The sequence below is a fragment of the Neisseria polysaccharea genome, assembly GCF_963392925.1.
Taxonomy (GTDB): Bacteria; Pseudomonadota; Gammaproteobacteria; order Burkholderiales; family Neisseriaceae; genus Neisseria; species Neisseria polysaccharea.
Window position 1 is genome coordinate 1 of sequence record NZ_CAUJNZ010000025.1, and the last position, 11,945, is coordinate 11,945.

The window sequence follows — 11,945 nt, forward strand, 5'->3', positions numbered from 1 at the left end:
GCTTTATCACCGCCGCTTCGTCAGTGGCGAAGAACCGAACTATACGCTTGAAGACGTATACGGTCAATACTTTCAGCGGGATTTTTTTGGGAAATTCGTCATATCTCTGTCGGATAAGGTTTTTTATTTCTGCCAAATGCTGCGCCGCCTCCAATAATCCCTTCCTCCCCCTCCTCTGACTGGTGCGCCTTTGTGAATATGCCGTCTGAAACTTGGGGCTTCAGACGGCATTTTGTATCCAAAACGGTAACTAATGTATCCGTACTTTGTTATAGAATGGATGCTGTTTTTTCTTCGTAATTAGAAATTGTCAAAATGGGCAAACATATTCTTTTAGGTGTAACGGGCAGTATTGCGGCGTATAAGTCTTGCGAGTTGGTGCGACTGCTGAAAAAACAGGGGCATTCGGTTACGGTGGTTATGAGCCGCTCGGCAACTGAATTTGTTTCTCCGCTGACTTTTCAGGCTTTGAGCGGCAATCCCGTTCTGACCGACACGCACGGCAGCAACGGTTCAAACGGTATGGAACATATCAACCTGACCCGGAATGCGGATGTTTTTCTGATTGCGCCGGCAAGTATGAATACCGTGGCAAAAATCTGTAACGGCGTGGCAGATAACCTACTGACCAATCTGGCAGCCGCACGGAAATGTCCTCTTGCCATCGCTCCCGCGATGAATGTGGAAATGTGGCTCAACCCTGCCAACCAACGGAATATCGCACAACTGCTTTCAGACGGCATTACTGTCTATATGCCGGGCTTGGGCGAACAGGCTTGCGGAGAAAATGGTATGGGAAGGATGCCGGAACCTGCCGAATTGCTGGATTTGCTTCCAGACTTGTGGACACCGAAAATTTTAAGGGACAAGAAAATCTTGATTACCGCAGGTGCGACATTTGAAGCCATTGACCCTGTCAGGGGCATCACAAATATTTCCAGCGGGAAAATGGGCGTGGCTTTGGCGCGGGCGTGCCGTGCCGCCGGTGCGGAAGTCAGCCTGATTTACGGGCAACTTCAAACCGAACTGCCTTTCGGTATATCCAATACGGTTCAAACCGTCAGTGTTGAAGATATGCATCGCGCAGTGCATCGTTTAATCGACAAACAAGATGCTTTTATTTCTGTTGCCGCCGTCTCAGACTATAAGGTTAAAAACAGGAGTACGCAAAAATTCAAAAAAGATAAAAATGCCAAACCGTTATCCATCGAATTGGATGAGAACCCCGATATTTTGGCTTCTATTGCCTCATTGCCGAACCCGCCGTTCTGCATCGGTTTTGCCGCTGAAACGGAGAATGTATTGGCATATGCGCGGGAAAAACGTATTAAGAAAAAAATACCGGTGATCGTTGCCAATGATGTTTCAATCGCGATGGGCAAACCGACCAACCGGATTACCATTATCGGGGACGACGGGGAACTGTCTTTTCCCGAAACAAGTAAAGATGAAGCGGCAATGCGGATTGTTGAAAGGCTTGCCGTATATTTGAACAAATACGGGACAGATGAGGGTAGCTAGTAAAGATTTATGGAAAACTATTGAACGTGGACAAGTGCCCAAAAATCAATTTACTAATGAACAAATAACGAAGATTAAAGCAGGAAATGAAAAAATTCCTGGTTATACATGGCATCATAATGCGCAAAGCCCTCCTAATAATATGCAGTTAATTCCTAATAGTATTCATAACGCTGTTAGACATACCGGTCAAAAATCGTTAAAGAAAGATCAGTGAACATGGAAGAACTATCAATATCATCAGATGAGGGATTGGTTCCAATAAGAACAATTCAACAATTTGCTGAAGATGCAGGGGTCGTTTTTCCTGTTTCATATGTATCACTTCTTAGCAAACATGATCATTTATACCCTAAAGAAAATATTTTCAATTTTGTCAATCAATACGGTGAAAATGATGAAAGAGACATTTCATTTTTAGGGTATAAGCAAAATTTAGGCTATGAAGATATTTATAGCTATTCATGTATTGATGATGAATATGGGTATGCAAAAAAAGTAATTACTTTTGGGATTTCAGCCAATGGCGATTATATCTGTTTTGATTACAGAAAATGCAATGAAAATCCATGTATCATTCTGATGTATCATGATGATTTTTATGAAGATGAGAATGGAGATACGAAAATGGTAACTAGCCATATTGCAGATAGTTTTGATGCCTTTTTGGATATGCTGTATGAACTTTCAGATTAAGTGTGTAAGTTGAGTTGAAAACCCAACTAAATTAAAAAGATCGTCTGAAATCAGCAAGCCGTAGTCCATATGAAACCTAAACTCAACAAGTAGGATGTGTGCGGAACGCACGTATGCGCTTCTCAAGGTTTGAGCTAAGAGGCCGTCTGAAACAACAAATACGGTTTCAGACGACCTTTCTTTCAACAAGTAGCTACAGCAATCAGACAAAAGCAGCTTACCGCCACACCCATATCAGCAGCACGGCCGGCAAAACGATTATCCGAAGCGGCGGGGATACCACCCTCAAAGGTGCGCAACTTATCGTCAAAAGCATACAGGCAGATAAGCAATTGAACGGATAAACCATAACACGGGTTGTCTATTACTCAAAAAGGCAACCCGTTTTACCTGCTTCAACTTCTGATGACTTTGCGGATATATGGGATGCTGTGCAGATTTTGAATAATCTGATTCAACTGATCCAAATTCTTAACTTTCAATAAGAATTTAAATTCGACAAAACCTTCCGTTCCCGACTGGGATTTGGATGGTGTTTCGACCGACTCAATGTCTGCACCGGAATCGGAAATCGCTTGCGCCATTAATGCCAACAGGCCGTGGCTGTCTTCCGATTGGACTTGAAGCCCGACACGGTAGTTCTGCCCGTTCATATTTTCCCAGTCTGCATCCAGCTGCTGTTCGGGATCGGACTTCAACAACGTCGGGCAGGTATCCCTGTGGATAATCATGCCTTTTCCCTTAACCAACAGCAAACGGATGGAATCGCCGGGAACAGGGTGGCAGCACTCTGCAAAATGAATATGCCCGCTTTCCTGACCATCGACTTTAATGGAACTGAGCCTGACCTCGCTGCCGAAATGCTCCCCTGCCAACTCGGCAATGTGCATGGCGACATAAACAGGCAGGGTATGCCCCATACCGACGTTGTACAGCACTTCCTCAAATGAAGTCTGTTTGTCGTTGAGATCGGCAAGGTATTTTTCTTTGATGCCGTCTGAAAGCAGGACATCTTTGGGCAGCAAACTGGACAGGGCTTTTTGTAAGAGACTCTCTCCCAAAACGACCGCATCGTGCCGGTTAAGGTTTTTAATATATTGGCGTATGGCGCTGCGCGCCCTGCCTGACACGGCGAAATTCAACCACGCGGGATTGGGTTTGGCATGTTCGGATGTAATAATTTCGACGGAATCGCCGGTTTTGAGCTTCGTACGCAACGGCATCATGATATTGTTGATACGTGCGGCAACGGTTTTATGCCCAATATCGGTATGCACCGCATAAGCAAAATCGATAGGTGTTGCACCCTTGGGCAATGTTAGGATTTTTCCTTTTGGCGTAAGGATATATATTTCGTTTGGAAACAAATCTACCTTGACGTGTTCAAGAAACTCAATAGCATTGGCACTACTTGCCTGCAAGTCTAAAATGTTTTTCAACCATTGATTGGTGTGCAGCACTGCCTGATCGACCGTTTTGGAATCTGATTTATAGCTCCAATGTCCGGCGATTCCACCTTCGGCAACAGCATCCATTTCCCTGGTACGTATCTGCACTTCAACCGGCAAACCATAAGGCCCGACCAAAGTCGTATGCAGACTTTGATAACCGTTGCTTTTCGGAATAGCGATGTAGTCTTTAAACCGTCCGGGCTTGGGCTGATAGAGGTTGTGCAATGCTCCGAGCGCAGCATAACATGCAGGAATACTGTTAACGATGACACGGAAACCGTAAATATCCATAACTTCGGAGAAATGCAGTTTTTTTTCTAACATTTTCCGATAGATGCCGTACAGGTTCTTTTCCCTACCCTTGATTTTGGCTTCTATGTTCGCCCCTACCAAACGCTGGCTGAACGCACGCAAAATCTTTCCAACAACATCCTGCCTGTTTTTCCGACTCTTATCCATCGCCTTTTTCATGGTTTCATAGCGATTGGGATGGAGATTCTGGAAAGATAAATCCTGAAGCTCTTGATATGCATTATTCAAACCTATACGGTTGGCAATTTGCGCATAGATTTCAAGGGTTTCTTTTGCAATACGGCGACGCTTGTCCGGACGCATCGAACCGAGTGTCCGCATATTATGCAGACGGTCGGCAAGTTTAACGACAATCACGCGTACATCTTTGGTCATTGCCAAAATCAGTTTGCGGAAACTCTCCGCCTGATGCTCTGCATGATCTTCAAATTTGAGTTTTTCAAGCTTGGACAGACCGTCCACCATCTCGGCAATCGTATTGCCGAATCTTGCGGCCATCTCCTCTTTCATAACGCCTGTATCTTCCAGCACATCGTGCATTACACCTGCACAAAGACCCTGTACGTCCATATGCCAAAGGGCGAGCTGCGTCGCAACGGCAATTGGATGCGTAATGTATGGTTCGCCACTTTTCCGGGTTTGTCCGTCATGAGCGTGAAATGCATAGGCAACAGCCTTCTCGAGCTCAACCTGTTCTTCAGGCTTGAGGTAGGAGGCGGTATGGAAAAGCAGGGCACGCGCTTCGGCGGTCAGGGGATCATAAGGGGCGGAAGGTTGGGGGGCGGGCATTTCAGACGGCTTTCGGGATGTATGTGTTTTTTCATTTCAAACCGTCGGACTGCACGGCGGCAGAATGTGCCGACGTGCGTTTCCGGCAGAATTTATTTATTGCGCGTCAACAGTTCCGTACCGATATGCCCGGCGGCGATTTCCCTTAATGCGGTAACGGTCGGTTTGTTATTGCGGACATCGTCCACAAGCGGCGTATTGCCGTTCTCAAGCTGGCGGGCCCGACGGGCCGCTACCAATGTCAGGTCAAAATGGTTGGAAATTTTTCCGGTACAGTCTTCTGTGGTAATACGTGCCATATTATTTGCTTTCTTTCAAGAATATTTAAAAATGGGAACTGGATATTTTCGCCGTTTTCTAGGAATTTTCCAACAAATTCGCAATAAACCCCAGTTGCACGGATTTTTTTAGACGGCAAGAACTCACAATATGAACCAAATCCTCCTCCGCTCGCGCCAAGTCGTCATTGACCACGACAAAGTCGAACAATACGGACTGTTCGATTTCATGCCTTGCCTTCGACAGCCTCCTTTGGATAACTTCCTGACTGTCCGTCCCGCGTCCGTTGAGGCGCGCGGCAAGTACGTCGAAAGAAGGCGGCAGGATAAAGATGCCGACGGCTTCAGGCAGCGCGTCGCGAACCTGCGCCGCGCCCTGAACGTCGATTTCCAAAATCACGTCATAGCCTGCCGCCGCCAACGCATTCACGCCCTCCGCGCTTGTGCCGTAATAGTTGCCGAACACATCGGCGTATTCCAAAAAAGCTTCCTGCGCGATAAGCGACTCAAACTCTTCTTTGGAAACAAAGTGATAATGTACGCCGTTTGCTTCGCCTTCACGCGGCGGGCGCGTCGTGTGCGACACGGAAACGCGCAAACCGTTATGGTTTGCCAACAGCCGCGACACCAGCGTGGTTTTGCCCGTGCCGGAAGCGGCCGAAATGATAAAGATGTTGCCTTTTCGATAAGCGGACATATTTTTTACCTGTATATTTTCCAGCCGATTGTATCACAACGGACACTCGGTTTCCTATTTACCGATGCCCATATTTTGCCGCTATTGTTTTGATTGATTTGGCAAGCGGCAGGCTGACGGCTACAATATGGCGTTAAAAACATCAAACATGGAACACACAATGCTGGTTCATCCCGAAGCTATGAGTGTCGGCGCGCTTGCCGACAAAATCCGCAAAATCGAAAACTGGCCGCAAAAAGGCATCTTATTCCACGACATCACGCCCGTCCTGCAAAGTGCGGAATACTTCCGCCTTTTAGTTGATTTATTGGTTTACCGCTATATGGATCAGAAAATCGACATCGTTGCCGGTTTGGACGCGCGCGGCTTCATTATCGGCGCGGCACTCGCCTACCAGCTCAACGTCGGTTTCGTACCCATCCGCAAAAAAGGCAAGCTGCCTTTTGAAACCGTATCGCAAAGCTACGCGCTCGAATACGGGGAAGCGACAGTGGAAATTCACACCGATGCCGTCAAACCCGGTTCGCGCGTGCTGCTGGTCGATGATTTGGTTGCCACGGGCGGCACGATGCTTGCCGGACTGGAGCTGATCCGCAAACTCGGCGGAGAAATTGTCGAAGCCGCCGCCATTTTGGAATTTACCGACCTTCAAGGCGGCAAGAATATCCGTGCAAGCGGCGCGCCCTTATTTACCCTGCTTCAAAACGAAGGCTGTATGAAGGGCTGAAAACCGACCCTGCCGTCTGAAACCGGCAGGGTTGTTATTATGCGTTCAAATCACGCCCAAATCTTGCAAGCCCCTCAACACGCCGTCTTCATCAACGCTGGGGCAAACATATTTCGCCGCTTCTTTCGCCGCCTGTTCCCCGTTGCCCATTGCCACGCCGAACCCGACTTCTGACAGCATTTCCACATCGTTCAAACCATCGCCGAACGCCATCACATCCGCCATTTCCAAACCCAATGCCCCAACCACGCTTCTGATGCCGTCTGTTTTCGACGCACCCGCAGGCAGCAGATCGACCGCTTCCTCGTGCCAGCGCACCGTTTTCAAGCCTTCCCGTTCCACAATATCCGACCAGGGCGGCATTTCGTTTTCCTCCGCAAACACCAGCATCTGATACACCGGTTTGCTTGAGAAATAATCCTTATCGGCAAAAAAATCGCTGGCGATATGCTGCAAGGCGCGGCACACGCATTCCGACAGCGCGGACACCGCAATCCCCTCTCTGCCGACAAACGCATAATCCATGCCCAAGCCATCCAAATGCGCGCAAACCCTGCCCATCAAACCGGCATCCATCGGTACTTCGCGCACAGTTTTACCGTGCAGCAGCGCAAACTGCCCGTTTATCGTTACCACGGCATCCATTCCCGTTTCCGCCATCATGTCCCTGACCTTTTCAGGAATCGTCGCCAAAGACCGCCCCGTTGCCAACGCCGTCAATATACCCTTGCCGCGCAAAGCCGCCACCGCCGTTTTCACGGAAGGACGCAAGGTATCCGTATATTTGCGGTACAGCGTATCGTCAATGTCGAAAAACACGATTTTAGGACTCATCACATTCTCTCTCGCATTCAAACTGCCGCATTGTATCCCAATCAGGCAAATACTTGATAAATCCTTATAAATTTCCCGGCAAAATTGACCGCGAACACGAAAAGGCGGATAATCCGCCCATCTTCAAACACCCTTCAGACGGCATTTGCAGCAATGCCGTCTGAAACATTTTTACAAAGCACACAAATCATGTTTCAACACACAGGACGACACATAAAGCGTCGCCCTATGTGTTGCCCTGATTCGGAAAGGGTTACGCCCCTCCCAAATAAAGTCTGATCCTGCCGCCCTAAAGGGCGGGGTTTCAACCGAAAAGGAAACACGATGAAAGCACCCGAACTCTTATTGCCAGCAGGCGGTCTCGAACGTATGCGCGCCGCCTACGACTACGGCGCAGATGCCGTTTATGCCGGCAGCCCGCGTTATTCCCTGCGCGCCCGCAACAACGAATTTGCCAAACTCGACATCCTCGAGCAAGGCATTAAAGAAGCGCACGAACGCAACAAAAAATTCTTCCTTACCGTCAATACGCTGCCGCACAACTCCAAACTCAAAACCTTTGTTTCGGATATGGAGCCCTTGATTGCCATGAAACCTGACGCGCTGATTATGGCGGATCCGGGTTTGATTATGACTGTGCGCGAAAAATGGCCGGAAATGCCGATCCACTTGTCCGTACAGGCAAACACCACCAACTACTGGGGCGTGAAATTCTGGCAGAACATCGGTGTCGAACGCATTATTCTGTCACGCGAATTGAGCATGGAAGAAATCGCCGAAATCCGCCAAGAATGCCCCGACATCGAACTCGAAGTCTTCATCCACGGCGCATTGTGCATCGCTTATTCAGGCCGTTGCCTGTTGTCGGGCTATTTCAACCACCGCGACCCCAACCAAGGCACCTGCACCAACTCCTGCCGTTGGGACTACAAGGTTCACAACGCCACTGAAAGCGATGCGGGCGACGCCCAGCTTCTACAAGGCTTCAACTTTGAAAAAGCCCAAGAAGAAGCCAACCAAAATTTCGAAGGCATCAACGGTCAAAAACGCCACCCCTACGCCGACAAAGTCTTCCTGATTGAAGAGTCCAACCGCCCCGGCGAGATGATGCCGATTATGGAAGACGAACACGGCACCTACATCATGAATTCCAAAGACCTTCGCGGTATTGAAGTGGTTGAGAAACTGGCCAAAATCGGCGTGGACAGCCTCAAAGTCGAAGGCCGCACCAAGTCGCTCTATTATGTTGCACGCGTCGCCCAGTCCTACCGCAAAGCGATTGATGATGCCGTTGCAGGCCGTCCGTTTGATTACAGCCTGTTGAGTGAACTCGAAGGCCTCGCCAACCGTGGCTACACCAGCGGCTTCCTCGAGCGCCACCAAACCCAAGATTATCAAAACTACCTCAGCGGCCACTCCATCGCCAAACAAAGCCAATACGTCGGACACGTTACCGAAATCGACGAAAACGGCTGGGCGACCATCGAAGTCAAAAACCGCTTCGCCGTCGGCGATTCACTCGAAATCATCCACCCGGGCGGCAACCAAACCATCAAATTGGAACAAATGACCCGCAAAGGCCAGCCTGTCGATGTCGCACCCGGCAACGGCATTCAGGTCAAAATCCCCAATATGCGGGGCAAAGAAAAAGCCCTTATCGCACGCGTATTGAACCCCTAAGCCACGATGCCGTCTGAAACCTGTTTTCAGACGGCATTTTGTTAAATCTTACGGTACAATGCTAATGATTTCCCACAGCAAACAAGGACATCCGACATGAAAAAAATCCTCATACTCTCCGCCGCCGCCCTGATGCTGGCAGCCTGCCAATCCGGCCGCGCGCCTAAAAACGCGCACACGGCATCCGCCGGCACTCCGACCGGAGAATCATGCAAAGTCATCCGTGGAGACACCGCAGGAGGCGGCAAAAACATCATTTACCGTTGCAGCAACGGTCAGGCGGCAATAAATGCAGCCATTGCAGACGGCGTATTGGAATCCGGGATTCCCGTCAGCTTCGGCGGCGGCGGCGTACCGGTTGCAAACGGCAGGAATCTGGTTACACGGCAAGCGGCAAACGGCGTAGGCAAATCCGACTCCGAGGCCTGCGAACGCGCCCTAATCAATGCCGCCCGCAAATTCCAGCAGACCGCCGGCAAACTCGGCGGACGCGGCGTTACCGGCTTCCACAGCTACTTTGACAAGCAAACGCTGCAAGGCGGGCAATACGACTGTCAGGCAGGCTCGTTCCACGTCCGCGTGGTCATGCGCGCCAATGTCGTCCGTTAACATATCGGCAATCAAAAAATGCCGTCTGAAACATTTTTCAGACGGCATTTTTAATCCCCTTGCCTTATTGTGCGGCAGATTCAGATCGGGGCACACCTATAGTCCACGACGGAAGTCTGGCTTTTAAGCGAAGACAATAACCGAAAAGACCGCCTCGGCGGTCTTTCTTGTGTACACAGTTTCTATATTTGTCAGCTTGATGCGTTGACAACTCTAATTCCATATTGCGGAATATATTCATCGACAGTCATCAGTTCAAAGCCTTCCGCTTGGGTTTGTGCAATCAACATCCTATCGAAAGGGTCTTTGTGTATTTCCGGAAGGCTTCCAGCCTGTTTTGCATGAAACAGACCTATAGGCAGCATTTCAAAATCCTCTTCTTGAAGCACATCAAAAAACTCTTCCGGTAATTTCAACAACCCCTTGTTCTGCTTGATGGAAATTTCCCAAATACTTGCCGCACTGACAAAGATCGCATTTCTCGGATTTTCTATCAGTTTGCGTGCAGATGTCCCCAGTTTCTTGTCATCCAACAACCACCACAGCAAAGCATGGGTATCAAGCAGAATCTTTCTCACAGAGCCGACTCCTCAAAAAATAAAGCTGCCGTTTCATTGTCATCCTCAAGAATACGTGAAATATCCGTATTTTCCATATGACTGAATTTTTTCAACCTTCCTGCATTTCGTGCCGGTTTTTCAATACCGGTTAGTTGGACGCAAGGCTTACCTGCCTTCGCAATAATAACGATTTCCCCTGCTTCTGCTCTTTGAATCAATTGACTCAAATTGGTTTTTGCCTGATGAATATTCGCTTGAAACATAACACTTCTCATGATTAGCTAACTTGACTAATATACATTATTACCAAGATTTTGGGAATCTCATTACATATATTTGATTATATCCGCCGTTTTATTCACACCTTGCTATTTAGTAACAATCTTCGGCAACCAAAAATGCCGTCTGAAACATTTTTCAGACGGCATAGTTCATCAATCAAATCGGTAATACAGATAATCGTTCAATTAGGATTGCTTCTGCAGGTGGGACAACACATCAAGGTGTTGCCCGATGCCCTGTCTAAAGGAAACGCCACTGTTCCCGACTGTGAAACACAGGATAAATATCAACGGGCGTTTGCTTCTTTTTTGCCTGCAAATACACCGAAGCCGTTGTCGCTCGAAACATCATTTTTACCAGGGGTTTTATTGAAACTGTATCTGCCCGCCATTTCATCTCCATTAGAGCCATAAAAGTTCCCTTCAACATCTCCTTGTTCTTTCGTATCCCATCCGCCTTTAAAGCCGCTTCCCTCAATCGTGGCGGCAAATTTCTTTGTTCCCATATATAAACCATCGCCACTATTGATTGTCCCGTTTACAGACTTCTGACCGAAATCGACTTCTGCGGTAAACGTACCTGTCGCCCTATATGAATTTCCTTCATTCAACCAGTCTGTTTTATCAGTAACATTGCGGGAACGGAAATGAAGCACCTTACCTTGATATTTAGCTTTACCTTCCGGCAGGGCTTCTGTCGGCTGACCTTGTACAAAAAGAGTATATGAGCCATCTTTTAATTTAGCCGCCCCATAAATCAGGTGCGTATATTGTTTTTGAGAAACCATTACTTTGTCAAAATCACTCATCAAACCGGGGTGATTACGTGATACAGTCTCACTAGCTTCCTTTAAATTAATAGTTTCTCCATTTATCACTAAAGTTGTAATGTCTCCCGTACCGTCAAAATATTTCTCGCCAAACACGCCTGTTTTAGGTCGGTTATCGGCAGCATTTTGGGGGTTTTGGTCTTGATCTTGGGGAGAATGGGCGGCCGGGTCGTCGCCTTGCAACCCCTCTTCCGCATCCTGCCTGCCGTCCGCCTCATCAGCCTGCATCCCGCCTTGCCCCACCTCATCAGAATTTTCGGCTTTCGACGGCGGGTTTGCATCTTCGGCATTCGTCGCAACCTCAGTATGTTCGGTTTTTTCAGAAGGAGGGTTTGTCGGCATCCCTGTGCCTTCGCTTACAGCGTTTCCTTCCGTACCATCTTGAGATTCCGCATTTTTCGGCGCATCGGTATCCTGATTGCCGCCATCTGCCCCTCCGTCGGCACTGACGGGCATATCACGGTTGTTTTCAGGCTGCGTGTCGGATGTGCCGTTTGCCAGCGCATTATCATTATGTTGGGGCGCATCATTTTGCACTCCGCCATCAGCGCCTGCCGGCGCGCTTTCCCCTTGCGTATCTTTAGGCGGCATTTCTGTTTTTGATGTCCCATCGCCCCCACCTGCCGAGGGGCTTGCCGTATCAGCACCTGTAGCAGGGTTTCCCGTATCAGTGGGGGGGG

General features: G+C 48.5%; 13 protein-coding genes and 1 pseudogene. 7 read left to right on the forward strand and 7 right to left on the reverse strand.

The window, feature by feature from the left end; all coding sequences use genetic code 11:
• The first annotated feature begins 315 nt into the window (after window positions 1-315).
• The 4 genes and pseudogenes from coaBC to RDY34_RS10310 form a co-directional block, all read left to right on the forward strand.
• Window positions 316-1,521, forward strand: a complete 1,206-nt coding sequence (gene coaBC, locus RDY34_RS10295) for a bifunctional phosphopantothenoylcysteine decarboxylase/phosphopantothenate--cysteine ligase CoaBC (RefSeq protein ID WP_003753730.1) — start codon at window positions 316-318, stop codon at window positions 1,519-1,521.
• The gene (locus RDY34_RS10300) at window positions 1,508-1,738 is read left to right on the forward strand and encodes an HNH endonuclease (protein WP_042742443.1); all 231 of its coding nucleotides are present in this window, start codon (window positions 1,508-1,510) and stop codon (window positions 1,736-1,738) included. Before coaBC ends, RDY34_RS10300 begins: the two co-directional genes overlap by 14 nt.
• A gap of 2 nt (window positions 1,739-1,740) precedes the next feature.
• The gene (locus RDY34_RS10305; RefSeq protein ID WP_003753728.1) at window positions 1,741-2,217 is read left to right on the forward strand and encodes an SMI1/KNR4 family protein; all 477 of its coding nucleotides are present in this window, start codon (window positions 1,741-1,743) and stop codon (window positions 2,215-2,217) included.
• Between the two features lie 113 nt (window positions 2,218-2,330).
• A pseudogene (locus RDY34_RS10310) lies at window positions 2,331-2,543 on the forward strand (hemagglutinin repeat-containing protein); the annotation flags it as partial.
• Window positions 2,544-2,612: 69 nt separating this feature from the next.
• Here RDY34_RS10310 and RDY34_RS10315 read toward each other — a convergent pair.
• From RDY34_RS10315 to gmk, 3 genes are all read right to left on the reverse strand, one after another.
• Complete coding sequence (locus RDY34_RS10315) at window positions 2,613-4,769, reverse strand: RelA/SpoT family protein (RefSeq protein WP_308074043.1); 2,157 nt, start codon at window positions 4,767-4,769, stop codon at window positions 2,613-2,615.
• A 92-nt stretch (window positions 4,770-4,861) separates the two neighbouring features.
• Complete coding sequence (gene rpoZ, locus RDY34_RS10320; RefSeq protein ID WP_002212665.1) at window positions 4,862-5,068, reverse strand: DNA-directed RNA polymerase subunit omega; 207 nt, start codon at window positions 5,066-5,068, stop codon at window positions 4,862-4,864.
• A 58-nt stretch (window positions 5,069-5,126) separates the two neighbouring features.
• Window positions 5,127-5,744: a guanylate kinase gene (gmk, locus tag RDY34_RS10325; protein WP_003753722.1), complete on the reverse strand. Its 618-nt coding sequence runs from the start codon at window positions 5,742-5,744 to the stop codon at window positions 5,127-5,129.
• A gap of 127 nt (window positions 5,745-5,871) precedes the next feature.
• On the opposite strand from gmk, the gene RDY34_RS10330 reads away from it, so the two are divergent.
• Window positions 5,872-6,471 (forward strand): adenine phosphoribosyltransferase, encoded by a 600-nt coding sequence (locus RDY34_RS10330; RefSeq protein WP_308074045.1) that lies wholly within the window; start codon window positions 5,872-5,874, stop codon window positions 6,469-6,471.
• A gap of 45 nt (window positions 6,472-6,516) precedes the next feature.
• Here the strand turns inward: RDY34_RS10330 and RDY34_RS10335 are convergent, their stop codons facing one another.
• The gene (locus RDY34_RS10335) at window positions 6,517-7,305 is read right to left on the reverse strand and encodes a Cof-type HAD-IIB family hydrolase (RefSeq protein ID WP_308074047.1); all 789 of its coding nucleotides are present in this window, start codon (window positions 7,303-7,305) and stop codon (window positions 6,517-6,519) included.
• Window positions 7,306-7,629: 324 nt separating this feature from the next.
• On the opposite strand from RDY34_RS10335, the gene trhP reads away from it, so the two are divergent.
• Window positions 7,630-8,985, forward strand: coding sequence for a prephenate-dependent tRNA uridine(34) hydroxylase TrhP (gene trhP / locus RDY34_RS10340; protein ID WP_308184574.1), 1,356 nt, complete (start codon window positions 7,630-7,632; stop codon window positions 8,983-8,985).
• Window positions 8,986-9,081: 96 nt separating this feature from the next.
• On the forward strand, window positions 9,082-9,594 hold the full coding sequence (locus RDY34_RS10345; RefSeq protein WP_443677935.1) for an excinuclease: 513 nt from the start codon (window positions 9,082-9,084) through the stop codon (window positions 9,592-9,594).
• A 191-nt stretch (window positions 9,595-9,785) separates the two neighbouring features.
• On the opposite strand, the gene RDY34_RS10350 is transcribed toward RDY34_RS10345, so the two are convergent.
• From RDY34_RS10350 to RDY34_RS10360, 3 genes are all read right to left on the reverse strand, one after another.
• Complete coding sequence (locus tag RDY34_RS10350; protein WP_002218920.1) at window positions 9,786-10,172, reverse strand: type II toxin-antitoxin system VapC family toxin; 387 nt, start codon at window positions 10,170-10,172, stop codon at window positions 9,786-9,788.
• Window positions 10,169-10,417 carry a type II toxin-antitoxin system Phd/YefM family antitoxin gene (locus tag RDY34_RS10355; protein WP_002232950.1) on the reverse strand — a complete coding sequence of 83 codons (249 nt, stop codon included), beginning with the start codon at window positions 10,415-10,417 and terminating at the stop codon, window positions 10,169-10,171. Before RDY34_RS10355 ends, RDY34_RS10350 begins: the two co-directional genes overlap by 4 nt.
• Before the next feature lie 305 nt (window positions 10,418-10,722).
• Window positions 10,723-11,945, reverse strand: a 1,223-nt coding sequence (locus RDY34_RS10360; protein ID WP_308184575.1) for a transferrin-binding protein-like solute binding protein, incomplete at its 5' end; no start/stop codon positions are given.